We start from the raw sequence: 26,022 nt of genomic DNA, 5'->3' as shown, positions 1-26,022 counted from the left end.
ATTCCCGGAAGTTCACACGGAGACATGAAGTTCCGGTCTCCGTGAACTCCGTGTGAGATCTCCCTGTCTACATCTCGGGTGCTCGGCCGGCGCGCCACAGAATGAGCACGCCGATCACGGCTGAGAGCACTGACGCTGCGAATACGGCGATCTTCGCCGCCGCGAAATCCGAAGCCGCCGGAAACGCCTGGCCCGCGATGAACAGCGACATCGTGAATCCGATGCCCGCGAGCGCGCCGGCACCCAGAAGCTGCAGCCACGAATATTCGCTGGGCTTTACTGCAACCCCTGTCCACACCGCGAGCGCGCATGCGGCAACGAGACCGAGTGGCTTGCCGATCACGAGGCCGCCGGTGATCGCGAGCATCAGAGGCTCGTGGCCCGTGAAAACTTCGGTGCTCAGTGCGACGCCTGCATTCGCCAGCGCGAAGAGCGGCAGGACGAAGTAACTCGATCGCGGGCCCACGTGTCGCAGCATGCGGTCCGCAGGTGACTCCAGTCGATCGTGGATGGCGTCGAGCGCCATCAGGCTCGGTTCGGAGGGGCCATGGCGCAGCACCTCGGTGCCATGACGCGCTTCGGCAGCCAGGATCTGATCCGCCTGCATCATGAGTGTTCGAAGATCAGGCGGGGGGCGCGTAGGAATGAACAGCGCCAGCAGCACGCCCGCCAGCGTCGCATGCAACCCGCCGCCGTATACGCAGACCCAGAGAACGATTCCGAGGATGACATACGGCGACGTGCGATACACATGCGCGCGGTTGAGCAGGACGAGCGCGCCGATGATGGCGACCGCACCGGCGAGGAAGCCGAGGTGCAGCTCGCCGGAATAGAAGGCGGCGACGACGATGATGGCGCCGATGTCATCGACGATAGCCGCGGCAGTGAGGAAGATCCGCAGTTCGATCGGCACCCGATGACCCAGCATGACGATGAGCGCCACCGCGAACGCCGTATCGGTCGCCATGGGTACGCCCCAGCCGTGCGACCACGAGCCCGCGGGAATCAGCAGTGCGTAGATTGCCGCCGGCACAGCCATACCACCGATTGCGGCTGCAATGGGCAGGGCAGCGGAGCGTCGGCTCGCCAGGTGTCCGACCGTGAACTCGCGCTTGATCTCCAGGCCGACGACGAGGAAGAAGATCGTCAGCAGACCGTCGTTGACCCAGTGACGCAGCGACATCGCGAAATGCTGATCGCCGAAAGTGAACCCGAAATGCGATTCCCAGAACGCATCGAAGGCGGGTCCCAGGGTCGAGTTCATCAGCATCACGGCGAGTACTGTCGCCAGCAGGAGCAGCATGCCGGTTGAAGGCGCCCAGCGTGCGAAGTCGAGCGCGGCGCTGCGAACGCGATGGCCCATCGACCCCAGCATCGCGTCCGCGAACGAACTCTCGTCCCATGGACCGTCGTAGCGGCGGCTGTTGATGAAGAATGTGGGCGTGATCATCACGCCACTGTCCCGTGCGCTGCTGATGTCCGCTTCCACGCGCTCCCGCGCCAGCTCCGAAGCACCATGAAGTTGCTGCTCGTCGTACTGGGTCACGCCGAGATCGGCGGCGACCGCATCCAGATCGTCCTCGGTCAGCGTCTCCGAGCGCGTCATCAGCTTGACGTGCGCCGCCCAGAATTTCTCCGGCGTGTCGGCGTGTTCGATCAGCTCCGCGGCGCGCCTCGCGATATCGCTTCCGGTGACCGGGCGATGCCGGAATACATAGAGAAGCTGCTCGCCGAACTGATCCCGAACCTGCGCGATGCGTTCATTGGCGGCGCGACAATGCGGGCACGCGTAGCTGCCGTACTCGACCAGCGTGATCGCGGCCCGATGGGGACCCAGCAAGTGATCGCGATTCGAAACGGGACGGGTAAGGCGGTTGGTGGATTGGGACATTCTTTGTCTCTGGCTGATTGCTGGCCGGCTGGAGGCTAGCTGGCTGCCCTCAGCCTGTTGCCCCCCAAAAGGGGCATCTAGACGCTTTTATGCTTGGACCGCATCGCCCATTGGTGTCTCGCGTGCAATCGTTCCGCTTCGTTGGCGGATTCCGTCGGTGCCGCGCGCAGTAGTGCCCGCAGTTCACCGTGCGCGCTCGCGAGTTCTGGACTCAGCTGCAGCAAGGGTCGATAGCGTTCGAGGAATGCATCGTTGCGCAGATCGCCTTCGCCCATCAGCAGGCCCCGAAGATGAGCGGCCACGACCGCGTGATCGTATTCCGTAGGCGGCTGGGCTTGCGAGAGTACATGATCGATTTCGGCCGTCAGCAGCGATACGGGACGCAGCCACGCCCAGGCCGGATCGTTGATGAGCCGGTCGAGCAGGGCGAGGCCTGCGGGCCCCGAATCGAATTCGCGTTCGGTGCGCAGGATGATGGAATAGAGTTGCTGCAGCTTGCGGGCGAGCAGTTCGATGTGCGCTTTGGGTGTCTTCATGTCGTGGATCCCGGCTCATGGGCGCGACCGGCATCGATGGCCGCGAACGCCTCCGGCAGCGTCGCGAAATAGTTGTCCGTGCCGATGACGTCGCGCAAGCCGGCTCGCTCGAGTTTACCCGCGACCCTGGGATTGGCCCCGGTAAGGAGAACACGCACTTTGCGGCGCTGCAGATCGCGGATCACTTCCTCCAGCGTCTGCAGGCCCGTGATATCGATGAACGGCACCCACTTGAGGCGGATGATCACGGCCTTCGGGTCAGTATGCGTGGCTGCAAGCGCCCGCTCGAAGTTCTCGACGGCACCGAAGAAGAACGGACCCTCCACTGAATAGACCAGCACGCCTTCCGGCAACGTCAGGCCGCGATGTTCGAGTTCCTGATTCAGTTCCTGCGGCGATTGCTGGTGCACGTCGACACTGCTGGCCATCCGGCGCAGAAAATGCAGAGTCGCGAGAATCACACCGATGTTCACGGCGACGACCAGGTCGACGAACACCGTCAGCCCGAACGTGACGAGAAGAATCACGACATCTGCCGGCGGCGCGCGTCGGACCATGCGGGTGAAGTGTCGGGCTTCGCTCATGTTCCAGGCGACGACGAACAGGATCGCGGCCAGCGCCGCGAGTGGCACATCCGCTGCAAGCGGTGCGAGCAGTACGATGATCAGCACCAGCGTCAGCGCGTGAACGATTCCTGCGATCGGGCTGTTGCCGCCGTTGCGCACGTTCGTGGCGGTGCGTGCGATCGCGCCAGTCGCGGCGAAACCGCCGAACAGCGGCGCAAAAATGTTGGCGATCCCTTGCCCGATCAGCTCCTGGTTGGAGTCGTGCCGGGTACCGGCCATGCCGTCCGCGACGACAGCGGACAGTAGGGACTCGATCGCGCCGAGCATCGCGATCGTGAAGGCGGGACCCATCAGTTCGATCAATCTCGCGGCGGTGATCTCGGGGAATTGCCAGCTGGGCAGCGTGCGCGGAATGCCGCCGAAAGCAGAGCCGATCGTGGCCACGCCTTCAGGGTGAAGCAGAGTCATCAGGAGCGTTGCGACCGCGAGCCCGGCCAGCGGTCCCGGTACTCGTTTGAATCCCGGAATGCGCGGTATGGCTATCACCACCGCAAGCGTCAGCGTCGCGATCGCCGTGGTTGCGATGTGCAGTTTCGGGAACGCAGCGAACGAACTCAGCAGCTTCTCGTGAAAGTGCTCACCGCTCACGCCGGGCAGACCGAAGAAGTACTGCCACTGTCCCGTCCAGATGATGACGGCGATTCCCGCCGTGAAACCGACGATGACCGGATCGGGAATGAAACGGATGATTGCGCCGAGCCGCGCCATGCCGAGCAACAGCAGGATGAGTCCCGCGAGTATCGTGGCGATCTGCAGGCCATCGATGCCGTACTGAGCCGTGATGCCCGAGAGAATGACGATGAAGGCGCCGGTCGGCCCGGCGATCTGGACGCGGCTGCCGCCGAACATCGCAACGAGAAGTCCTGCCACGATCGCCGTGTAGAGGCCTTGCTCGGGCTTCGCTCCCGATGCGATCGCGAATGCCATCGCCAGCGGCAGTGCGACGACACCGACGATCGCTCCCGCGACGATATTCCGTGTCCAGTGCACCCGGGAGAGAAGTCCGGCGCGATGTGCTTCGAGGAGGGAAATCATTGGGGAAGTCGGCTAGCGGCTAGCGGATGGCGGATAGCCGGAATGCGCACGCCGCCGTCATTCCCGCGCAAGCGGGAATCCATCTGAGCGACCGGGATGGACTCCCGCCTGCGCGGGAGTGACGAACGAGGGCTAGTCACCATCCGCTATCCGCCATCTAATTCTTAGAGATCCGGCAACGGTATGAACTCCGTCTCTCCCGGCACCGCCTTGAAGCGACCTGCTTTCCAGTCTGCTTTGGCCTGCTCGATGCGTTCCTTGCTGGAGGAGACGAAGTTCCACCAGATGTAGCGTGGGCCGTCGATTCCGGCGCCGCCGAGGAGCATCAGGCGGGAATCGCGGACTGCGGTGATCGTGATGCGATCGCCTGGGCGAAAGATGATCAGCTGCGGCGCCTCGAAAATGTCGCCGGCAACTTCGACTGCGCCCTCGACGATGTAGGCACCGCGCTCTTCCTGGTCCGCTTCGAACGGTGCGCTCGTACCTGCGTCGAGATTGACCTCGGCGTACAGCCATTCCGATGCAGTCGAAACCGGCGAGCGCTGGCCGAAAGCGGATCCCGCAATGACGCGGGCGCGTAAGCCGCCGTCTTCGATGGCGGGCAGGCTGTCGGCCGTGAAGCGCTGGAACGACGGTGCGACTTCTTCATGGGCAGTCGGCAATGCCAGCCAACTCTGAATGCCGAACAGCGGCGAAGACTGCCCGCGCACGTTGGCCGGCGTTCGTTCGGAGTGGGCGATGCCACGGCCCGCGGTCATCAGGTTCATCGCACCCGGCGTGATCTCGATGGCGTTGCCTTCGCTGTCACGGTGCATGAGGCTGCCCTCGAAGAGGTACGTGACTGTCGCGAGACCGATGTGAGGATGAGGCCGGACGTCGACGCCACCGCCCACCGGAAATCGTGCAGGCCCCATCTGATCCAGGAAGATGAACGGCCCGACCATGTGACGGCGGCGATTCGGCAGTGCCCGCCGGACCTCGAACCCGCCCAAGTCGCGCGTCGGCGGAACGATGATCAGCTCGACCGCAGGATTGGAGAGTTCGCTCATGAAGTTCGTCCATCGCTGGTGGGCGCGGTCGGCAGCGTTTCTGGCCAACCGCCAACCGCTAACCGCTAACCGCCTCCTCCGTACCGTACAACCCACGGTAAGTGTCCCGCAACACGTTCTTCTGCACCTTCCCCATCGTGTTCCTTGGCAGTTCCGTTACGAACAGGACGCGCTTCGGCAGCTTGAACTTCGCGAGCCGCGATTGGAGGGCTTTGCGCACCGAGTCCTCGTCGACCGCGGCGCCCGGCTTCGTCACGACGACCGCAGTCACCCCTTCGCCGAAATCCGGATGCGGTACGCCGATGACGGCGCTTTCGACGACGCCGGGCAGGGCATCGATCTCCGCCTCGACTTCGATCGGGTATACGTTGTAGCCGCCCGTGATGACGAGGTCTTTGCCCCGACCCACGATGTGGACATAGCCGCGCGAGTCGATGCGCCCGAGATCGCCGGTGATGAAGAATCCGTCGGCCCTGAATTCAGCGGCTGTTTTCTCCGGCATGCGCCAGTAGCCGCTGAACACGTTCGGTCCACGCACTTCGATCATGCCGATCGTGTCCGAGGCATCGAGCGGCACGCCATCCTCGGGATTCGTGATTCGCACTTCGACACCGGGCAGCGCGGGCCCGACGGAGCCGGGAATGCGCTCGCCTTCATAGGGATTCGACGTGTTCATGAGCGTCTCGCTCATGCCGTAGCGCTCGAGAATGGCGTGACCCGTGCGCTCATGGAATTCGCGGTGCGTTTCGGGCAGCAGCGGCGCGGAGCCGGAGACGAAGAGGCGCATGCCGCGAACGGCGTCCCGGCCGAGCGACGGCTGCTGAAGCAGTCGCGTATAGAAAGTCGGTACTCCCATCATCACCGTCGCCTGCGATAGCTGGCGCAGGATCTCGGCGGCGTCGAACTGCGGCAGGAACAGCATCGAGCTGCCTGAGGCCATAACGGTGTTCACTGCCACGAAAAGTCCATGCACGTGAAAGATCGGCAGGGCGTGCAGCAGCACGTCGCGCTCGGTAAAACGCCATGCGGAAGCGAGCGTCACCGCATTCGAAGCGAGGTTGCTTCGCGTGAGCATCGCGCCTTTCGATCGTCCGGTCGTGCCCGAGGTGTACAGCAATGCGGCGAGCGCTGAAGGCGCGATCGCGGCAGGCAGGCTCGCATTTTCAGGCTGTGCGGCAAGGTCCATGAGCGATCCGCCGCCGGTCGAATCCAGGGTTTCGAACTGAATCGATGCTGGAAGGTGAGTAACGTCGGCCAGCGTCTGGGGCCGCACGACTGCTACGCGCGGCTGCGCGTCGCCAAGGAAATACTCGAGCTCGACGAGTGTGTACGCCGTGTTCAGCGGGACGAACGCCGCGCCGACCTTGAGGCAGGCGATGTACAGCGCGACTGCTTCGGGCGACTTGTCGACCTGCGCCGTCACCCGATCGCCAACCTCGACGCCGCGCTTCAGCAGCGCCTGCCCGAGGCGCGACGACAGGCTGTCAAAGTCTCCGTAAGTCAGCGTGCGACCTCCGGGCGTCGTGAGAAATGGGCGCCCCGGCTCGTGTTGCAACACGCGATCGAGCCAATGAAGAGGATCGAGGGGGGAAGGCGCGGAGAACGGCATCGTCGGCCCGGCATGACTGGAAGCAGGCCCAATGATAGCCGCGCATGCGCTCTAAGCCATGCGGAGGCGGGACGGGCGTCCCGTTCGCTCGCTATACGCCGCTCGTGCTGGTGAAGTCGCCTACGTAACGGATGCCGCTCGAAGCGCGCTTTTCCTCGTACATGTCGGCGTCCGCCAGCGCGATCAACGCTTCGATGGTTTCGTTGGAGGCGGCATTCACCAGGGTCGTGCCGATGCTGACGTCGAGCTTGTAGGGCCGTCCCGCGCCAGCGTTCAGCACCGCCAGTTGTTCACGCAGTCGCTCGCGCAGCGTGCTCGTATCGTTCTGGACATGGGCGAGTGCGACGAACTCATCCCCGCCCAGCCTGGCGACGATGTCCGATTCACGGAACGTGCTGCGCAACGCATCGGCGGTGTCGCGCAGAGCCTGGTCGCCCACGAGATGGCCGAGATGATCGTTGATCTGCTTCAGGCCATTCAGGTCGACGAAGAAGAGGCCGAGCATGTGCCGCTCGCGGCGCGCGACTTTCAGCGCCTGTTCCGCCAGCTCGAAGAATCCGCGACGATTGCGCAGTTGCGTGAGCTCGTCGACCAGCGACAGGCTGACGAGCAGATCGGCGTTCCGGCGCAGCGCTTCTTCGCGCTCACGCGTCGCGATCTCCGCCCGGTGCTTGTGGATCGCCACTTCGATCGAGCAGCGCAGCTCGACTTCCTGGAAGGGTTTGACGAGATATCCCAGCGGCCCCGTGCGTACCGCCCGGTCGAGCGTATCGAGGTCGCGATGCCCAGTCAGGAAGATCACTGGAATGCGGGCGCGCTCCTGGATCATCTGGGCCGCCTGAATGCCGTCGATGTCGCCTCGCAGGCCGACATCCATGATGACCAGTTGCGGCCGCAGCTCGTCGGCCATGTAGACCGCCTGGACGCCCTCGCCCGCGACGCCTGCTACCCGGTAGCCGAGCCTGACAATGGTCTCCTGCAGGTCCTGCGCGACGATGCCTTCGTCTTCGACGATGAGTATCGATACCGCGTCCGTGGACTCTGGCGACTCCGGATTATGTCCGTCCGGAGTGACGTCAGACGTGCTGATCGGTTCTGTCATTAATTCGCGTCGCTTCGAAGGGCCGGATAACGGGTGGTCGCCGCTGTTAACGCACGGATGGGTGACAGGGTTTCAGCGAGGAGTGTTAAGGCGAACCCGTACAAGGAAGGGCGCGCATAAATTGCCGACAAACGTCGACGGTCGCATCGTCGTTGATACGGATGGTCCGGGCGTTGGGGATGACTCAGGGCTCCCAGGGAGCCAGTGCTTTCGGGTCGGAGTGCCCGATCGTGCGCTTCGATCGTTGGCCGTGATTCGATCGGATGCATCGATGCTTTTTCTTCTACAACAGGAAGCGCGCTTTCGACTCGCCCAGTCACCGACCCCGTGGCATTGCGCTACGGGAAGGGACCCGTTGCCTCATCGGCAACGCGTCGATGAACGACGGTTATGGCCTTATGCAGACTGTTGCATTTGCCATGCGCCGCAACCTGCAAAATGCCCCGGTTCAGGGGAAATCCCGTCGCAATAGCCCGGAAATCGGCTGCGGGACGACCTGTGCTTACTTTACAATTCGCCCCCGCCAGCGAGGGTCCGGCAGCGTAGACAACGTGCCCGGCCCGCACCCGGGTTACCCGGGCGCGCGGTCACCGTCAGGGTCCCGCATCGCCAGGCAACAGGGCGCACTTCGGATTCGATCGCGCCTTCCTCAATGGAGTTTTTTTCGTCAGACATGACCATCAACAGCAAACGCGCACTGATCTGCGGCTCCGTCGCCTTCGACACCATCATGGTGTTCCAGGATCGTTTCCGGAATCACATCCTCCCGGACAAGATCCACATGCTGAATGTCTCCTTTCTCGTCCCGCAGATGCGGCGCGAGTTCGGCGGCTGCGCGGGCAACATCGCGTACAACCTGAAGCTGCTCGGCGACGTCGGCCTGCCCATGGCGACCGTCGGCAAGGATTTCGGGCTTTATGGCGACTGGATGGCCAGTAACGGCGTGCCGACCGAGCATGTGAAGGTGATCGAGACCGAACATACGGCGCAGGGCTTCGTCACGACCGATCTCGACGACAACCAGATCTGGGCGTTTCATCCGGGCGCGATGCAGTTGTCCCACCACAACAGCGTGGCGGATGCCAGCAACATCGGGATTGGCATCGTTGCGCCGGACGGCCGCGAAGGCATGATCCAGCACGCGGCGCAGTTCGCGGCCGCGGGCATCCCGTTCATTTTCGATCCGGGCCAGGGATTGCCGCTGTTCAGTGGTGAGGATCTCCGCGCGTTCATCAAGCAGGCGACCTGGGTTGCCGTGAACGACTACGAGTGGCAGCTCGTGCAGGAAAAGGCGAAGCTTTCCGCCTCCGACATCACCGGCCAGGTCGACGCGCTGATCGTGACGCGCGGCGCCGAAGGGTCCGTGATCTACACCAAGGGTCGCGAGATCGTGATCCCGACGGCAAAGCCCTCGGCGGTCGTCGATCCCACCGGTTGCGGCGACGCGTATCGTGCCGGTCTCATTCACGGCTTGCTGCACGGCCTCGATTGGGAAACCACGGGTCGCATCGCGTCGCTCATCGGAGCGATCAAGATCGAAACCCGCGGCACCCAGAATCACACGTTCACGGCGTCGCAGTTCGAAGAGCGCTTCCAGGCCAGCTTCGGCCGGCCGCTGTCGCCGAAGGCCAGCGTCTGATCCATCGCATGCGCAATGGATCCACTACCGAATTTCAATCGTTAAACCCGTTCGTATTCACAGGCAACGAGACCTAGGGAAAATCTTATGAGCTCCGCAAGCTTTCTGTTCACATCGGAATCCGTCTCGGAAGGTCACCCGGACAAGGTCGCCGACCAGATCTCCGATGCGATCCTCGACGCCATCCTGGCGCAGGACAAGTACTCGCGTGTCGCCGCGGAAACGCTGTGCAACACGGGCCTCGTCGTGCTGGCGGGTGAGATCACATCGAACGCCGTCGTCGACTACCAGTCGATCGCCCGCGAAACGATCAAGCGCATCGGCTACGACAACACCGACTACGGCATCGACTACAAGGGTTGCGCCGTGCTCGTCGCTTACGACAAGCAGTCGCCCGATATCGCGCAGGGTGTCGACGAAGGCCGCGGCCTGAACCTCGACCAGGGTGCCGGCGACCAGGGGCTCATGTTCGGCTACGCATGCGATGAAACGCCGGAACTGATGCCGCTGCCGATTTATCTCTCCCACCGTCTCGTCGAGCGCCAGGCGCAGCTGCGCAAGGCCGGCAAGCTGAACTGGCTGCGTCCCGATGCGAAGTCGCAGGTGACGGTGAAGTACGTCGACGGCAAGCCGAAGGAAATCGACACGGTCGTGCTGTCCACTCAGCATCACCCGGAAATCGAGCACGCCGCACTGGCCGAAGCCGTGATCGAAGAGATCGTGAAGCCCGTCCTGCCGAAGGAAATGATCGGCAAGAAGATCAACTATCTGATCAACCCGACCGGTCGCTTCGTCATCGGCGGTCCACAGGGGGATTGCGGTCTCACCGGCCGCAAGATCATCGTCGACACGTACGGCGGTGCGGCACCCCACGGCGGCGGCGCGTTCTCCGGCAAGGATCCGTCGAAGGTCGACCGTTCGGCTGCCTACGCTGCCCGCTATGTTGCAAAGAACATCGTCGCTTCCGGGCTCGCCACGAAGGCGCAGGTGCAGGTGTCGTACGCCATCGGCGTCGCGAAGCCCACCAGCATCATGGTCACCACGTTCGGCACCGGCAAGGTGTCGGATGAGAAGCTGGAAGAGCTGGTCGCCAAGCACTTCGACCTGCGTCCGAAGGGCATCGTCCAGATGCTCGATCTGCTGCGTCCGATCTATCAGAAGACGGCGGCCTACGGTCACTTCGGTCGTTCGGAGCCGGAATTCTCGTGGGAGAAGACGGATAAGGCCGACGCACTCGCCGCGGATGCCGGGGTGAAGCGGGCGGCGAACGGCTGATATAGGGAATGTGGCGGGGGACGAGTGACGGGAAAGACGGTGTTTCTTCCCGTCACACGTCACCCGTCCCTGGTCACGGTTAGAATACTTGCCTTCCACTCGCCGAGGGGCGCTGCAGCAGAAATCCTCTGCCAGGCTCGGCGGGATTGCCTAACGGCAACGGCGCCCTTCCACTTTGAACGGAGATGATCATGAGCGCTGTTGTCAAACCTGCTTCAGGCGACTTTCACGTTGCCGATATGTCCCTCGCGAGCTGGGGTCGCAAGGAAATCCTGATCGCCGAGACCGAAATGCCCGGCCTGATGGCGATTCGCGAAGAATTCTCGAAGAGCCAGCCGCTGAAGGGCGCGCGCATCACGGGCTCGCTGCACATGACGATTCAGACCGCGGTGCTGATCGAGACGCTGCAGGCGCTCGGCGCGGAAGTCCGCTGGGCCTCGTGCAACGTGTTCTCGACGCAGGATCACGCTGCCGCCGCAATCGCAGAGCGCGGCACCGCCGTGTTCGCATTCAAGGGCGAATCGCTGGACGACTACTGGGAGTTCACGCACCGCATCTTCGAATGGCCGGACAACGGCTACTCGAACATGATCCTCGACGACGGCGGCGACGCCACGTTGCTGCTGCACCTCGGCACGCGTGCTGAGACCGACCTGAGCGTGCTCGCGAAGCCGGGCAGCGAAGAAGAGGTGTGCCTCTTCAATTCGATCAAGCGCTACCTCAAGAAGGATCCGAAGTGGTACTCGGCCCGCCTGAAGCAGATCAAGGGCGTGTCGGAAGAGACCACGACCGGCGTCAAGCGCCTGTACCAGATGGCGAAGGACGGCAAGCTCGCGTTCCCGGCCATCAACGTCAACGACTCGGTCACCAAGAGCAAGTTCGACAACCTCTACGGTTGCCGTGAATCGCTGCTCGACGGCATCAAGCGCGCAACCGACGTGATGATCGCCGGCAAGGTCGCGATCGTTGCCGGCTACGGCGACGTGGGCAAGGGTTCGGCCCAGGCGCTGCGCTCGCTGTCGGCACAGGTATGGATCACGGAAATCGATCCGATCTGCGCGCTGCAGGCTGCGATGGAAGGCTATCGCGTCGTGACGATGGAAGAGGCCGCCGACAAGGGCGACATCTTCGTGACCACGACGGGCAACTTCCACGTGATCACGCACGATCACATGAAGAAGATGAAGAACAACGCCATCGTCTGCAACATCGGCCACTTCGACAACGAGATCGATGTCGCCGCACTGAAGCAGTACAAGTGGGAGAACATCAAGCCGCAGGTCGACCACGTCATCTTCCCGGATGGCAAGCGCATCATCCTGCTGGCCGAAGGCCGCCTCGTGAACCTGGGCTGCGCGACGGGTCATCCGTCGTACGTCATGAGCTCGTCGTTCGCGAACCAGACGCTGGCGCAGATCGAGCTCTACGCGAACACGGCGAAGTACCCGATCGGCGTGTACGTGCTGCCGAAGCACCTCGACGAGAAGGTTGCGCGTCTGCAGCTCGCGAAGCTGGGCGTGCAGCTCACGACGCTCACGGATGAACAGGCTCAGTACATCGGCGTCGCGAAGGAAGGGCCGTACAAGCCCGACCACTACCGTTATTGAGAAGTAGAGGGCGGATAGCGGATGGCGGATAGTCAGAACGCTTTTCTTCCAGTGCTTCCGCAGGCAGAGTGAGGGGGTTCCGGCTCCCGCGCTGTCATAGAGAACATCCCTCCCCCGCGATCGCGGGGGAGGGCAGGGTGGGGGCGATCTTGCGCCAGCTGCCCGACAATGCCCGATCATTCTCATACTCCGGTTCCTGCCCCTGTCGCCTCCAGCGACAAGACCAACAGCAATGTGCTGACGCTGTCGTGCCCGGACACGACCGGTGTCGTCGCAGCTGTTTCGGGTTTCCTGGCAGCTCACAACTGTTCCATTACCGAGGCGCAGCACTTCGACGATCCGTACACGGTGAAGTCGTTCATGCGTACGGTTTTTCATCCGGACGGTCACGGTACGCCGTCGCTTGCGGAGCTCGATCGCGAGTTCGCGAAGACTGTCGGTGCGCGCTTCAAGATGGTGCATCGGTTCCACGACGGCCGTCGTCGTTGTCGCGCCGTCCTCGCTGTGTCGAAGCATGGGCATTGCCTCAACAGCATGTTGCATCGATACAGCACCGGCACGCTGCCGATCGAAGTCGTCGCCGTCGTTTCGAACCATCAGGACATGCGCAGCCTCACCGAGTGGCACGGGATTCCCTTCCACTATTTCCCCGTGATCGACGGGCGCAAGGCGGATCAGGAGAAGCGGATCATCGAGCTGTTCGAGAAAACGGAAGCCGACCTGCTGGTTCTCGCGCGCTACATGCAGATCCTGACAGCCGATGCCTGCGCGTACTTCGGTGGCAAGGCGATCAACATCCATCATTCGTTCCTGCCGGGATTCAAAGGCGCGAAGGCCTACCACCAGGCGCACGCCCGCGGCGTGAAGCTGATCGGTGCGACGGCGCACTACGTCACCACCGATCTCGACGAAGGTCCGATCATCGAACAGGAAGTCGCGCGCGTCGATCACACGATGCCGCCGGAAGACCTGGTCACCATCGGCGCCGATCTCGAAAGCGTCGTATTGAATCGCGCCGTGCGCTGGCACGCCGAACGCCGCGTCTTCATCAACGACGTGAAGACCGTCGTCCTGCGGTGAGCCGCCGTCGCTGTGCCCCGATTTGTCTGATGTCCCTTTCCGGCTCGTCGCTCGCAGCTCGCCGCTAGAGGCTTTTCTCCATGTCCGCCAAAATCATCGACGGCACCGCGATCGCCGCCAAGCTTCGCGCCGAGTATCACCTGAGGGTCGATGATCTGAAGGCGCGTCACGGGGTAACGCCCGGGCTCGCGGTCATTCTCGTCGGCGACAGTCCGGCTTCGCGCAGCTACGTGCGCAACAAGATCAAGGCCTGCCAGCAGGCCGGCATCCGGTCTGATCTGATCGAGCTGTCCTCGCAGACGCCGGAAGATCAGCTCCTCGAGCGCATCTACGCGCTCAACGACGATCCCGGGATTCACGGCATTCTCGTGCAGTTGCCGTTGCCGCCGCACATCCGCGTGTCGAGCGTGCTCGAGGCGATCTCGGTCGAGAAGGACGTCGACGGCTTCCATCTCTACAACATGGGCGGGCTCGTTACGGGAAATACCGTGTTCTCGCCGTGCACGCCGTATGGCGTGCAGAAAATCCTCGAGCACGAAAACATTCCGGTCGAAGGCCGCAATGTCGTCGTCGTCGGCGCGAGCAACATCGTGGGCAAGCCGACGGCACTGATGCTGATGCAGCAGGACGCAACGGTCGTCATCTGCCACAAAAAGACGCGCGACCTGGGGCACTTCACTTTGCTCGCGGATATCCTCGTCGTGGCGGCGGGTGTCCCGAATCTGATCGTGCCGCAGATCGTCCGGACCGGAGCGGTCGTCATCGACGTGGGCTTCAACCGGTTGCCGGATGGACGGATCGTCGGCGACGTGGATTTTGAAGGCGTGAAGGAAAAGGCGTCTTACATCACGCCGGTACCGGGCGGCGTTGGCCAGATGACGGTGACGATGCTGTTGCACAACACGATCCTGTCGGCGGAGAGATATGCGACGGGCACGCAGCGTGCGGGGATGAGGTGACGGAAGCGCCACATGCTCTCGCTTTCTCACAAACTCCAGTCGTCCACCTTCACGGTGACGACAGAGCTGACGCCACCGAAAGGCACTGACCTTTCCGATCTGCTTGCGAAGGCCGACTCATTGCGCGGCTACGTCGATGGCATCAATCTCACCGAGTCGCCACGAGCGCGTCTTGCGGTCGGGCCGCTTGCAGTCGCGAAGGTACTCAAGGATCGAGGTCACGAGCCCATCGTTCAGTTCACGACGCGGGATCGAAATCGCATCGCGCTGCAGGCCGACATCCTCGGCGCCGCGGTGCTCGGTATCGAGAACATGGTCTTCATGGCCGGCGATCCGCCGGCAAACGGGGATCATCCGCAAGCGAAGCCGGTTTTCGACCTGTCGACGATCGATCTGCTGCAGGCGGCACGATCGCTGAAGGAAGGCCGGGACATGGCCGGCAACGAGTTGAAGGGACGTCCTTCGCTTCTCCTCGGTGCGACGGCGAATCCCGGGTGCCCGGACCTGCAGCGGGAAGTCGAGAACGTCCGGCGCAAGATCGATGCGGGCGCGCAGTTCCTGCAGACCCAGGCCGTTTACGACGCCGACGCGTTGCGCAGGTTCGTCGACGCGCTCAAACCCGACGCGAATGTTCTCGTGGGTATCATTCCGCTGAAGTCATCGAAGATGGCGAACTGGCTGAATGCCAACGTGCCGGGCATCGCGGTGCCCGAGGCGCTCATCGCAGAGATGGATCGTGTCGCCGGCGACGCTCAGGCCGAATTGAAGACCAGCATGGATATCTGTGCCCGCATCGTCACCGAGGTGAAATCGCACTGCGCTGGCGTGCACCTGATGGCGATGGGATGGGAAGCGCACATTCCGGGCATACTGGAAGCGAGCGGTGTGCGACGTTGACGTTGCTGACGGACTAGCGATTCATCTCATACACGCACATATTCACCGCCGAAGCGACGTTCAGCGACTCGATGGCGCCGCTGCCGGGAATGGAAAAGAAGCTCGCTTTCAGCGGCTCAAGGTCGGCACGCGGCACACCGCGCGCCTCGTTGCCGAAGACGTAGCAATCGCATTCCCTGAATCCCGGTGACTGAAGGCTCTCGCCTCGCATATCCAGACACCCGACGCGACGAAATCGCGATGCAAGCGCCGCGACGGGCACGTCGGTTTCGACCGGCACGTGAAAGATCGCGCCGGCGCTGGCCCGAAGCACCTTCGAGTTGTACGGATCGACGCTCCCCGGGCTCAGCAGACAGCGCAGATTTCCGAACCATGCCAGCGTTCGCAACACAGTGCCGAGATTCCCGGGATCCTGAATCTCATACAGATAGATCGCACGCGTAGTCGCGTTCGCAGCTGGCGCCGGCAGGATCGGAACGAGCGCGACGATGCCTTGCGGCGTCCGCGTCTCCGACATTTCTTCCATCCGGCGATTGCTGACGACGTGAGTTTCGAACGGGCTGCTCCATTTCTCATGCCCGTCGGTCACATAGAGCTTCGAGTTTCGCAGCGCCGGTTGAGTCGCGGCTGCCTTTTGCAGCTCCAGCACGAGGTGTTCGCCTTCGACGAGGAAGTGACCGAGCTCGTCGCGGTACTTCTTCTGATGGAGCTTCTTGATGTCGTCGAATTTCATGGGAGGTTCGCTGGGAGTCGGAATCGGATTTCCACGCGGATCACGGGGCTAACGACAAGGACACCGCCTCGGCGACTTTGATGCCGTCGACGCCGGCGGAAAGAATGCCGCCCGCGTAGCCGGCACCTTCGCCGCAGGGATAGAGGCCACGGACGTTCAGGCTCTCGAACGTCTCATTGTGGCGGGTGATGCGCACGGGCGACGAGGTTCGTGTTTCGACACCGGTCAGTACGGCATCGTCGCGATCGAATCCACGGATCTGCCTGCCGAACGCCGGCAGCGCTTCGCGAATGGCTTCGATCGCGTAGTCAGGCAACGAAGGGGCGAGATCTCCGAGTTTCACGCCAGGCTTGTAGGAGGCCTCGACCTCGCCGAACGCTTGCGACGCGACGCCGCGAACGAAGTCGCCGACGAGTTGGCCGGGCGCGCTGTAGTCGCTGCCGCCGAGGACATAGGCCTGCGATTCGAGCCGTTCCTGCAGCTCGACGCCGGCGAGCGGCCCACCGGGAAAATCCTTCTCCGGATCGATGCCGACGACGATACCGGCATTGGCATTGCGCTCGTTGCGCGAGTACTGGCTCATACCGTTCGTTACGACGCGCTGCGGCTCCGACGTCGCGGCGACGACGGTGCCGCCGGGGCACATGCAGAAGCTGTAAACCGCTCGTCCGTTCGAAGCGTGATGCACGAGCTTGTAGTCGGCGGCGCCGAGTTCCGGATGTCCTGCGTATTTGCCTAGGCGCGCGCGATCGATCATTGATTGCGGATGCTCGATGCGAAAGCCGATGGCGAACGGTTTCGGCTCGACGAAGACCTTGCGGCGCACCAGCATCCGGAACGTATCTCGCGCGCTGTGACCGAGCGCGAGCACGACGTGTCGTGTGCGGATCGTTTCGCCGTTTTCGAGTGTCACGCCTTCGACCTGACCGTTCTCGATCACGAGATCGACGACTTTGCTTTCGAACCGGACTTCGCCGCCGAGCGCGATGATCTCCTCGCGCATTCGTGACACGACACCGGTCAGTCGGAAGGTGCCGATGTGCGGCTTGCTGACGTACAGGATTTCTTCGGGCGCGCCCGCGCGCACGAATTCGTGCATGACCTTGCGGCCGTAGAACTTCGGATCCTTGATCTGGCTGTAGAGCTTGCCGTCCGAGAAGAGACCCGCGCCGCCTTCCCCGAACTGCACGTTCGACTCTGGCGTCAGCGTGTTCTTGCGCCACAAGCCCCAGGTGTCCTTCGTTCGTTTGCGAACATCGCGGCCGCGTTCCAGGACGATCGGCTTGAACCCGTTCTGCGCAAGAATCAGTGCTGCGAAGAGTCCGCACGGACCGAAGCCGATGACGACTGGCCGCTCGGTCAGGCCTGCCGGTGCCTGAGCAACGGGATGGTAGTTCGTGTCCGGCGCCGGGCGTACGTGAGGATCGTCGGCGAAGCGGCGCAGGACGGCGACTTCATTGCGGACCGTCAGATCGACGATATAGACGAACGTGATGACGCTCGTTTTCTTGCGGGCATCGTAGCTGCGCTTGAATACGCTGAAGTCGAGCAACTCCGGGTCGCTGATCTTCAGTCGTTTGACGATTGCCTTGCGCAACGCCTCGGGCGCGTGGTCGAGCGGCAGGGAGAGTTCGGTTATGCGGATCACGTCGACGTTCCGGCCGGGTGTTGTCCGGCAAAGGAGGTTCGCATTTTAGCGGACTTCCCCGCGGGAAAGCCCATTTTCAGGCCGGTTCGTGGCCGGGACCGGCTACAATCCCGGCCAGCCCGTTGCGATACCTCCCCGATATTTTCATGGCCCGATCGAAGAGCAGTCACCGCTGGATGCAGGAGCACGTCAGCGATCCTTACGTCAAACAGGCGCAGAAGGATGGCTATCGCGCGCGCTCCAGCTACAAGCTCATCGAACTGAACGAGAAGGATCGGTTGATTCGCCCCGGGATGCTCGTGATGGATCTGGGTTCGGCACCCGGCGGCTGGTCGCAGGTGGCCGGGCGGATCGTCGGCGAGAAGGGCAGAGTGATCGCGACGGATATCCTGCCGATGGATCACGTCCACAACGTCGACTTCATCCAGGGCGATTTCACGGACGAGGCGGTGTTCAACCAGATTCTCGAAGCGCTCGGCGAGCGCAAGCCGGATCTGATCATCTCGGACATCGCGCCCAATATCAGCGGCATCGCATCGGCGGACCAGGCATCGTCGATGTACCTCGTCGAGCTTGCCCTCGACATGGCGAGAAAGGTGCTCAAGCCCAAGGGCAATTTCGTGGCGAAGGTGTTCCAGGGCTCGGGCTCGGAGTCGTACATCAAGGAAGTGCGCACTTCGTTCGACAAGGTGTCGATCCGCAAGCCCGCCGCGTCGCGCTCGCGATCCCGCGAGATCTATCTGGTCGCGAAAGGCTTCAAGGGCTGATCGTGTCGGGCGAGAATCGCGACGATGCCGCGGGGCCGTCGTTCGCCTTCGTCAATCTCATCGAAGGCGACTATCTCCTCACGATCGAAGCCGAAGGCAATGAGCGGCACCAGTCGCAGTACCGCGTCGTTCCGGGTCGCGTGAACCCGTCGATTCCGATCGTGCTGGAATCGCGTTTATCTACTTGCCGTGACTCGCGAACACGGATGTGCTGCCGTCCTTGCCGACGAGCAGGACGTCATAGGGATCAACCTGGCCTGACGGCACTTCCATTCCTGGTGATCCCGCGGGCATGCCGGGAACTGCGATGCCTCGCGCGGCGGGTTTCTCACTCAGCATTCGCCGAATGTCCGCCGCAGGCACATGGCCTTCCACGAAGTACCCTTCGATCTCCGCCGTGTGGCAGGACGCAAGGCGCGGCGGAACTCCGAGTCGTGTCTTGACGGGCGTGACGTCGGCCATGTCGTGGACCTGGGTTGCGAAGCCGGACGTCTCCAGGTGCGTGACCCACACGCCGCAGCATCCACAAGTCGGCGTCTTGTGCACGACGATCGTCTGTTTGCCAGCCGCGCGAGCCCACAGCGGCGCCGATCCCAGCAGCAGGAGCAGATTTCTGCGATTCATCGACGGGTCCTCTCGATTCGGGTGAGCAAGCCTATCCCGATTCGGTGGCGAATGCAGTACGCGTACGACGCGTCAGGAGCGTCCGGGTTTCATCGCGCTTGCGACCTGCTTCGTCGCATTCCGCCGTACCGGAGGGAACGCTTCCGGCATGCTCGGCTCTTTACCAGGCCTGGAGGAGGAAGTATGCGTTGGTGCGTTCTCAGTCTGTCGTTGCTGCTGACAGGTCCTCCCGCGCTGGCGGCTTCGGATTCAGCACAGACATGGGTGGAGATCGATCGCGCGATCTGGCAGCCGTTCGTTCGCGGCGTCAGTACGTTCAATCATGAGTTGTACGGCGCAGTCCGCGCGAAGGACTCCATATTTGTCGACGGCAAGCGCTTCTTCGGATACGACGCCTACATCGAAGACGCTGTTCGCGTGATGACTCCGCTGCAGCGGGCGGGCACTCGCATCGAGATGCAGGTGCGGTTCGAGGACCGGACGACGGATGGATCGTATGCGTCCGAGCGTGGAGTCCTGCAGACCATCATCACGGATGCTCGCGGCGAGCGGCGCGTCGGGCACGCCCGCTCTCACGTGATCTCGCGCAAGCAGCCGGATGGATGGCGCATCGTGACAGACTACCGCTGGCGGACGACGCCGGAGGCCGACGCGAAGGCGTTCGAAGAAGCAAGAGCGCAGTGAGCCGGTAGCCCGCTCAATAGACCATGTTGATCGCAATCGCGGGCGTGATCGTCGCGCCCGTGTTGCGTCCCGCGAAGAACCAGCGCGCGCCGACGATCAGGCCGACGCGGGAATTCCAGTTGTATTCGATAGCTGGCGCAACGCCGAGCCGCCACGCTGTGCCGAAATCCTCGTCCACTGCCTGCGGGCTGCCCGTGATCGGATCTGGCTGGGTGCCGTGCAATCCTGTGCTCGCGTCGTGCTGGTAGATCAGGTCCATCGCGAAGACCCAGTTGCTCGTGATGCTGTACTCCAGCGATGAGTACACCGAGAAGACATCGCCCGGGCTCGCCTCACCCCGGAATCCTTCGCCCGTGCCGTAGACGCTGACATCCTCGATGTCCGCATCACCCGAGAACGCATACGTCAGGTTGAACCGCGTGCGCAGGATCCGCCCGTTCGGCATCCAGAAGTAGTACTGGGAGTAGAGACCCATCATCGTCGTGTACGCACCGGCACCGAAACCGTCGCCAGGATGATTGCCGAGCTGATCGTACTTGCCGGTTGGGAACGACTGCTGGATGACGATGGACGATGTTGGCGTGCGGCTGCCTTCGCGGAACTGCGACAGCCGGTACTGGCCCTGGATCGTGAAATCGCCGAACTGCACGCCCGAGCTGTCGAGTCCGTTGCCCGCATCGTTGTAGCCGAACGTCGGAATCGCGCCGATCGTGAAGCGATCGGTGAGACCGTAAAGCATGTAGGTCAGCGAGCCGTAACTGTGCGTCCTGTCCGCGCTCTGACGGTCTGCCTCGTTGTTGAAGCGACCGTAGCGGACGACATCGAACAAGTACGGTTCGATGAGCGCATGACCCTGGGGCAGGGTGCCCGCTCCTGGTGTGACGATCGGGCCCGTCCACCACGCATCGTCGAGCGACTGCTTCACCGAAGAGATTTCGCTCCCCACTGCGTCGCCGATCGAAGCCGTCGCGATGAGTCCGAACAGGGCGGCCTGCATGTGTTTATCTGAGCTTGAGCTGCGCACTGGAATTCCTTGCTGATCGCCGTACGACCGGCGTGTGGCCATGATCGGTAAACACGGGAAGGGCAGCACTCCACTTCTTGCTGCCGAACCCGGCTTTGCGCAAATGCGACGTTATAGTGGAAAACTGACGGGAAGCGTCTGGTTTGGCTGTTCCTGCTCGCTTGATGGCGGGACCTGTACGGTTCGCCGTGCGTTGTGTTCGTACTCATGCTCGCCCGGATCATTCTCATCGCGGTGCCGTTTCTTGCCATCGCGCTGCTTGGCGCGGTGCGTTACGGGCTCCTCGAAATCCCTCCTCGCCTCGATCCCTGGGCGCCGCTGTCGATCCGCGAGACTCCGAACCTGCTGACGAGATACAAACTTGGTCGTGCGTCGGCGGACGCGCAGGCATGCCAGCTTGCGCTCACGCAGGCCGATTGGCAGTACGTGGCGATCGAGGACCACGTCACTCGGCCGGGGTGTGGCTACACAAATGCGGTCCGCGTTCATCGGACGACCATGGAGGTTGGTCCGGCGTTCGCCGTGTCATGCCGCGAAGCGTTGTCGCTTGCGCTCTGGGAAAAGCATGTCGTTCAGCCGGCTGCGTTGCGTCTCCTGGGCGAGCCGGTGGCGAAGCTCGAGCATTTCGGCAGCTATTCATGTCGCAGCGTGTACGGCCGGCCCAACGCCAGGATGAGTCACCACGCAACTGCGGATGCGCTGGACGTGGCGGGGTTTGTGATCGGCGACAAGCGGATCCGTGTCGTTCGTGATTGGGAAAGCGACAGCGTCGAAGGGCAGTTCCTCCGGGAAGTCCATGACGGCGCCTGCCAGTTCTTCGATGCGGTATACGGTCCCGAATACAACGAGGCGCATCGAGACCACTTCCACCTCGATCGGGGGTCGTTCCGGACGCCCGGCATTCGTTGCCGCACAGCCCAGTCCGCTGGTGGCAGGCAATAGCGGCCGTCGCCGTGTGTTCGTTCGCTGGTGTGTACGCCGCTCTTAGAAGATTCGCGAATCCCTGATTCGGCCGATGACAGATTCGCCGCTGCAGATGCGTACCAGCATCGGGTTCGCGCTCGACACTAGGATTTCAGAAACGCCATCTTCAGTTGCTGCTTGAGTCTCGCGCGCAGCGAAGGACTCATCGTTCCCAGCGTCGATTGCAGATGCGGCGGGATATGAGCGACAGGATTCCCGCCTTCGCTCCGGAACACATAAGCATCGAACATGGCCTTCCAGTAGGCGCGTTCACCCGGCGGCAGATCCTTCAGCGCCAGCAGTGCGGTGAGGAAGCAATCATTCGCCCTCTCGAGACCCGTTGCTGTGTCGCCCCACCAGTAGTTCACCAGCACGTTGTACGGGTCGAGCGAAGTGACGTGATGCCACCAGTACTTCGGAATGAACAACGCGTCACCGGGTTCGAGATACGCGACGCTGGCGTGATTCAGCGCGTCGCGAAACTTCGGGAAGCGGTCGATATCGGGCGCCTCCGGATTCACCAGCGACAGCGGCGGCGGATTGTCGAGCGGGCCTACGTAAAGATTCGCGACCTGCTCCGGCGGAAAAAGCAGGAAGCGCCGACGTCCCGCCAGAACGCACGCGATGTTGTGATCGCGATCGTTGTGCGTCTGCGTGCGCAGCGGCCCGCCAACCCAGAGGCGAGGGATGACGTGGCCGGGCAGCAGCGTCGAAGGATTCTGGCGCATGAACTCGGGCAGGTGGCTCAGGATCGGCAGCATCTGGATCGCGAGGAACGGCGCGTTCGGCTGGCCGATCAGCTGTTCGATCCGGTCGAGCGTCTCGCGAATGCCGCCCTGTCGCTTCGAGAAATTGAACTCGCGCATGTCGGGTGCATAGAAGTACCAGCCGTTCGTACTGGCGGGCGCCTCCATGACCGATGCGGGCGCGCCGATGTCCATCGACTTGAGATAGGCGTTCATCCGCGCGGGGGAATCGCGCCCCGCACCCAACGCTGGCCAGTGATCGATCGTGCCTTTCAGTACAACAGGCGTTTCGCCGGCGACGACCGCAGCGAAGTCCTGCGGCGAAATAGATTCGCGAACGGCGACGCGTGGCAGGGCGTTCAGGTCTTGCATGCCGCGGCCTCGTCTACCGCTGACCCGCGCAGACGTTTGCGAGATAGAAATCGTGGGTCGTCTGCTCCTGCACCTTCTCCTTGATGAAGGAAAGGATGCGGCGGAACTCGTGCTTCATCTGCTCGGGCGATGTGCGTTCGATTGCCGGGTCGTAGCTCTCCGGCACTACGCCCTGACCGATCAACAATGCCTGCCAGCTCTCGAGAGCGAAAGATTCGTTCTCGTACAGAGGCACTTCACCGCGGGCGCGGAACGTATCGACCTTGTGGGTCAGTTCGGTGGAACGGTGGGCGTCGCGTGCCTGGGTCCAGAACGAGGACCGCGGATAGCGGTTGGCCACGTAAAAGGCCGACTGGAAGTCGCGAATCCTCTCGAACGCCTGTCGCGAGATGCGGTTGTATTCCGCGCGCTCAGCCTGGAGATCGCTGCTCACCGGGAACAGCGAGAGCAAATGCACGAGGCTGAGCTGCAAGGCCTGCAGATCGACGCAGTGGATCGCATCGAAAGTACACGCAGCCTCACCGACCGCTACACAGTTTCGCTCCCATGCGGCCTGTAGTCGGCCTGGATCGGAGTTCATCACGGTTGCGTCGCTCAGCCGCAGGCCTGCGATGCTGGAGGCGATCCGCAGCGCTTCGTCGTCGCTGCGCTCGTTGCTCGAATACGTCTGAACGATGTGTGTGCGAGTGCGATCGGGAATCAAAGACAGCCAGCCCTCGCTCCAGGCGCGCACTTCGGCGTAGGGGGGAATGGAGGAGAACGGAGGAGCGGAGGCTGCCAGTTGGCGATCCGCTGCGAAGTAGCCGCGCCACGTCTCGCGCTGCACTCCGAGAGCGGACATCAGCGATGCTTCGCTTCCGGAGGCATCGATGAACAGCTGCCCCCCGACGCGATGGCCGCCCTCGAGATGCACGGCTGCGATCGAAGCGCCGTCTGAATCGAGCTCGGCTCGCACGACATTGGATTCAACTGCCGTTACGCCGCGTCTTACCGCGAGATTCCTCAGCCAGCGGGCGTAGCCGCGTGCGGGAAGATGATAGGCGTAGTCCGTACGACCGTAGGTTTCCGTCGCCGCGTCGGGAATCAGCATGCGGCCATGCTTCGCGGCCGCGGCCGTCAGTGAGAAATCTTCGAACGCAATCTGCAGGCCGAAGTTGCGGGCCATGAGCCAGAAAGGCAGGAACGCTTTCTGATCGATTGGCGCGCCGTACGTCCCGTATGCGTGGAAGAACGGGGGTGTGGACTTCGACGTATCGACGAAGTTCTGGCCGAGGGAGAAAACGCCGCCGGTCGCGGCGAGGAGTACGGACTCATCGATCCGCAGTCGATGGTGCAGGGCTTCGAGCGCCGGTTGCGAGGCGCAGACGTCATGCTCGCGCAATCGCGACGGCAATTCGACAGCGGTGACCTTCACGCCGTTCGATCCTAGAGCGGATTGAATGACGCCGGCTGCGAGCCATAACGGGACGTCGCGGCCGACGATCACTACCTCATTGATCATGGCGGCAGTCATGACGCGGCGGCGCTCGTCTGTGTTGCTCGGGAGGATGTCTCGCCGCAGTAGTGCGCAATGAACTCGCTATGCGACGACATTGCATCGGCGTTCGAGGCAATTCGGGCGTGCAACTCGCGCAGTCGAGCATCGAGATCGTCGATCGGCACCGCGTTGGCGAGAGCGTCGTAGTGTCGTGGCATCAGGCCTTGTCCGAACAGCACAGACAACCAGCTGTCACGCGAGAACAGGCCATCTTTGTAGAACGGCACGTGGCCGCGCGATTCGAACAGGCTGATCTTGTGTGCGAGGCTGTCCGGGATGGGCATGGTCCGCACGTGGTCCCACAGCGGCACGCCTTCGTGATGGTTCGCGCGATAGTGCAGGATCAGGAAGTCGCGCACGCGCTCGTATTGGATATCGCTCAAGCGGTTGAACTCTGCGACGAGGCGGGGATCGATTCGCCCAGCCGATTCCGGCGTCGGCATGAGCCGCAGCAGATCGATCACCGCAGCCTGAATCAGGAAGATGCTGGTCGATTCCAGCGGCTCGAGGAAGCCGCTCGCGAGCCCGACGGCAATGCAGTTGTTCTTCCAGGTCCGCACCCTGCGGCCGGCACTGAATTTCAGCAGCTTCGGCTCCGCCCGTGCAGCGCCGTCGAGCGCACCGAGCAACCTCTCACGCGCCAGGTCCTCGCTGAGGAACCGGCTCGAGAACACATAGCCGTTGCCGGTGCGATGCTGGAGCGGAATGCGCCAGATCCAGCCGCCGGTCTGCGATGTCGAGCGCGTGTAGGGAGTGAACTCGCCGGCACGGTCGCAGGGAACGGCGAGCGCGCGATCGCAGGGAAGCCACTGGTTCCAGTCTTCCCATTGCACCTTGAGCGTCGTGCCGAGCAGCAGCGAACGAAAGCCGGTGCAATCGACGAAGAGATCACCCGCGATTTTTTCACCGGACTTGAGCGTCAGCGTCTCGATATCACCGGACTGCGCGTGCTGTCCGATATTCGCGACTTGTCCCTCGATGCGACGCACGCCGCGCTGAGTTGCCCATGAGCGCAGGAAGCTGGCATAGAGACCCGCATCGAAGTGATACGCGTAGGCGTAAGTCGAGCGGATCGACTTGGTATCGGTATTGGGGAATTCGAACGCGTTACGCCGGCACGCGGCGATCGCGTAGGAGTATTCCTGGAACGGGGCCAACTCATGTCCGGCTTGCTTCGCGCGCACCCAATGATGCTGGAAGTCGACGCCGCCCCAGGGCTCGCCGAACACACCGAAGGGATGGATATAGCGATCGCCGGTGCGTCCCCAGTTCCTGAACTCGATGCCGAGCTTGAACGTGGCCTGGGTGTCGCGCATGAACTGGGCTTCGTCGATGCCCAGCAGATCGTTGAACGTCTTGATGTGCGGCAGCGTGGCCTCGCCGACGCCGACTGTACCGATCTCATCGGACTCGATGAGTGTGATGTTGTAGCGGGCGGGATGCAGGACGCGTGCAAGCGCCGCAGCGCACATCCAGCCGGCTGAGCCGCCACCGACAATGACGATGCGGAGAGGAGAGGTCATGTTCCGTTGGAGCAGAGTGGTCGCGCGATCTTACGCGCGTCGCAAGCCGCGCGACCACCTGCGGAGAAGATCCTCCCCGTCTTTCCCGCGGAAGCG

22 protein-coding genes and 1 riboswitch are annotated in these 26,022 nt (G+C 62.8%); of the genes, 9 read left to right on the top strand and 13 right to left on the bottom strand.

Annotated elements, in window-relative coordinates; genetic code table 11:
• Positions 1–67: 67 nt before the first annotated feature.
• From nhaA to HNQ60_RS24305, 6 genes are all read right to left on the bottom strand, one after another.
• Positions 68–1,891: a Na+/H+ antiporter NhaA gene (gene nhaA / locus HNQ60_RS24330; RefSeq protein ID WP_184335377.1), complete on the bottom strand. Its 1,824-nt coding sequence runs from the start codon at positions 1,889–1,891 to the stop codon at positions 68–70.
• Between the two features lie 77 nt (positions 1,892–1,968).
• Positions 1,969–2,427, bottom strand: coding sequence for a hypothetical protein (locus tag HNQ60_RS24325; protein ID WP_184335376.1), 459 nt, complete (start codon positions 2,425–2,427; stop codon positions 1,969–1,971).
• Positions 2,424–4,088: a SulP family inorganic anion transporter gene (locus HNQ60_RS24320; protein WP_184335375.1), complete on the bottom strand. Its 1,665-nt coding sequence runs from the start codon at positions 4,086–4,088 to the stop codon at positions 2,424–2,426. Before HNQ60_RS24320 ends, HNQ60_RS24325 begins: the two co-directional genes overlap by 4 nt.
• Before the next feature lie 164 nt (positions 4,089–4,252).
• Positions 4,253–5,137: a pirin family protein gene (locus tag HNQ60_RS24315; protein ID WP_184335374.1), complete on the bottom strand. Its 885-nt coding sequence runs from the start codon at positions 5,135–5,137 to the stop codon at positions 4,253–4,255.
• 58 nt (positions 5,138–5,195) lie between these two features.
• Complete coding sequence (locus HNQ60_RS24310) at positions 5,196–6,746, bottom strand: malonate--CoA ligase (protein ID WP_184335373.1); 1,551 nt, start codon at positions 6,744–6,746, stop codon at positions 5,196–5,198.
• A 91-nt stretch (positions 6,747–6,837) separates the two neighbouring features.
• Positions 6,838–7,848: a diguanylate cyclase domain-containing protein gene (locus tag HNQ60_RS24305; RefSeq protein WP_184335372.1), complete on the bottom strand. Its 1,011-nt coding sequence runs from the start codon at positions 7,846–7,848 to the stop codon at positions 6,838–6,840.
• 673 nt (positions 7,849–8,521) lie between these two features.
• Here HNQ60_RS24305 and HNQ60_RS24300 point away from each other — a divergent pair.
• From HNQ60_RS24300 to HNQ60_RS24275, 6 genes are all read left to right on the top strand, one after another.
• Entirely contained in the window at positions 8,522–9,487 is a 966-nt protein-coding gene (locus HNQ60_RS24300; protein ID WP_184335371.1) for a carbohydrate kinase family protein, read from the top strand.
• A gap of 87 nt (positions 9,488–9,574) precedes the next feature.
• Positions 9,575–10,762 (top strand): methionine adenosyltransferase, encoded by a 1,188-nt coding sequence (gene metK, locus HNQ60_RS24295; protein WP_184335370.1) that lies wholly within the window; start codon positions 9,575–9,577, stop codon positions 10,760–10,762.
• 98 nt (positions 10,763–10,860) lie between these two features.
• A riboswitch (S-adenosyl-L-homocysteine riboswitch) is annotated at positions 10,861–10,937 on the top strand.
• 16 nt (positions 10,938–10,953) lie between these two features.
• A complete protein-coding gene (gene ahcY, locus HNQ60_RS24290) occupies positions 10,954–12,369 on the top strand; it encodes an adenosylhomocysteinase (protein ID WP_184335369.1) in 1,416 nt (471 codons plus the stop codon).
• A gap of 168 nt (positions 12,370–12,537) precedes the next feature.
• Entirely contained in the window at positions 12,538–13,449 is a 912-nt protein-coding gene (purU, locus tag HNQ60_RS24285; RefSeq protein WP_184335368.1) for a formyltetrahydrofolate deformylase, read from the top strand.
• Positions 13,450–13,529: 80 nt separating this feature from the next.
• Positions 13,530–14,408, top strand: coding sequence for a bifunctional 5,10-methylenetetrahydrofolate dehydrogenase/5,10-methenyltetrahydrofolate cyclohydrolase (locus tag HNQ60_RS24280; protein WP_184335367.1), 879 nt, complete (start codon positions 13,530–13,532; stop codon positions 14,406–14,408).
• Positions 14,409–14,420: 12 nt separating this feature from the next.
• A complete protein-coding gene (locus HNQ60_RS24275) occupies positions 14,421–15,305 on the top strand; it encodes a methylenetetrahydrofolate reductase (RefSeq protein ID WP_184335366.1) in 885 nt (294 codons plus the stop codon).
• A gap of 13 nt (positions 15,306–15,318) precedes the next feature.
• Here the strand turns inward: HNQ60_RS24275 and HNQ60_RS24270 are convergent, their stop codons facing one another.
• Complete coding sequence (locus tag HNQ60_RS24270; RefSeq protein WP_184335365.1) at positions 15,319–16,038, bottom strand: TrmH family RNA methyltransferase; 720 nt, start codon at positions 16,036–16,038, stop codon at positions 15,319–15,321.
• Positions 16,039–16,078: 40 nt separating this feature from the next.
• A complete protein-coding gene (locus tag HNQ60_RS27725; protein ID WP_184335364.1) occupies positions 16,079–17,686 on the bottom strand; it encodes an NAD(P)/FAD-dependent oxidoreductase in 1,608 nt (535 codons plus the stop codon).
• Positions 17,687–17,832: 146 nt separating this feature from the next.
• Between HNQ60_RS27725 and rlmE the strand changes: the two genes are divergently transcribed.
• A complete protein-coding gene (rlmE, locus tag HNQ60_RS24260) occupies positions 17,833–18,453 on the top strand; it encodes a 23S rRNA (uridine(2552)-2'-O)-methyltransferase RlmE (protein WP_184335363.1) in 621 nt (206 codons plus the stop codon).
• A 180-nt stretch (positions 18,454–18,633) separates the two neighbouring features.
• Here rlmE and HNQ60_RS27720 read toward each other — a convergent pair whose 3' ends face one another.
• Positions 18,634–19,077, bottom strand: coding sequence for a DUF411 domain-containing protein (locus HNQ60_RS27720; protein ID WP_184335362.1), 444 nt, complete (start codon positions 19,075–19,077; stop codon positions 18,634–18,636).
• 183 nt (positions 19,078–19,260) lie between these two features.
• Between HNQ60_RS27720 and HNQ60_RS24250 the strand changes: the two genes are divergently transcribed.
• On the top strand, positions 19,261–19,761 hold the full coding sequence (locus HNQ60_RS24250; RefSeq protein ID WP_184335361.1) for a Cif family virulence factor: 501 nt from the start codon (positions 19,261–19,263) through the stop codon (positions 19,759–19,761).
• 13 nt (positions 19,762–19,774) lie between these two features.
• On the opposite strand, the gene HNQ60_RS24245 is transcribed toward HNQ60_RS24250, so the two are convergent.
• Positions 19,775–20,758, bottom strand: a complete 984-nt coding sequence (locus HNQ60_RS24245; protein WP_184335360.1) for a transporter — start codon at positions 20,756–20,758, stop codon at positions 19,775–19,777.
• A gap of 234 nt (positions 20,759–20,992) precedes the next feature.
• Between HNQ60_RS24245 and HNQ60_RS24240 the strand changes: the two genes are divergently transcribed.
• On the top strand, positions 20,993–21,727 hold the full coding sequence (locus HNQ60_RS24240; RefSeq protein WP_184335359.1) for an extensin-like domain-containing protein: 735 nt from the start codon (positions 20,993–20,995) through the stop codon (positions 21,725–21,727).
• 125 nt (positions 21,728–21,852) lie between these two features.
• Here HNQ60_RS24240 and HNQ60_RS24235 read toward each other — a convergent pair whose 3' ends face one another.
• The 3 genes from HNQ60_RS24235 to HNQ60_RS24225 are packed head-to-tail and all read right to left on the bottom strand — an operon-like array spanning position 21,853 to position 25,926.
• Positions 21,853–22,866 carry a cupin-like domain-containing protein gene (locus HNQ60_RS24235; protein WP_184335358.1) on the bottom strand — a complete coding sequence of 338 codons (1,014 nt, stop codon included), beginning with the start codon at positions 22,864–22,866 and terminating at the stop codon, positions 21,853–21,855.
• 13 nt (positions 22,867–22,879) lie between these two features.
• A complete protein-coding gene (locus HNQ60_RS24230; RefSeq protein ID WP_184335357.1) occupies positions 22,880–24,379 on the bottom strand; it encodes a tryptophan 7-halogenase in 1,500 nt (499 codons plus the stop codon).
• Positions 24,376–25,926 carry a tryptophan halogenase family protein gene (locus HNQ60_RS24225; RefSeq protein WP_184335356.1) on the bottom strand — a complete coding sequence of 517 codons (1,551 nt, stop codon included), beginning with the start codon at positions 25,924–25,926 and terminating at the stop codon, positions 24,376–24,378. The genes HNQ60_RS24230 and HNQ60_RS24225 overlap by 4 nt, the downstream gene beginning before the upstream one ends.
• Between the last annotated feature and the right edge of the window lie 96 nt (positions 25,927–26,022).

This window comes from Povalibacter uvarum (genome assembly GCF_014202975.1).
GTDB lineage: Bacteria > Pseudomonadota > Gammaproteobacteria > Steroidobacterales > Steroidobacteraceae > Steroidobacter > Steroidobacter uvarum.
The sequence above is the reverse complement of the archived record's forward strand: the minus strand, read 5'-3'. Positions and strand labels throughout refer to the sequence as shown.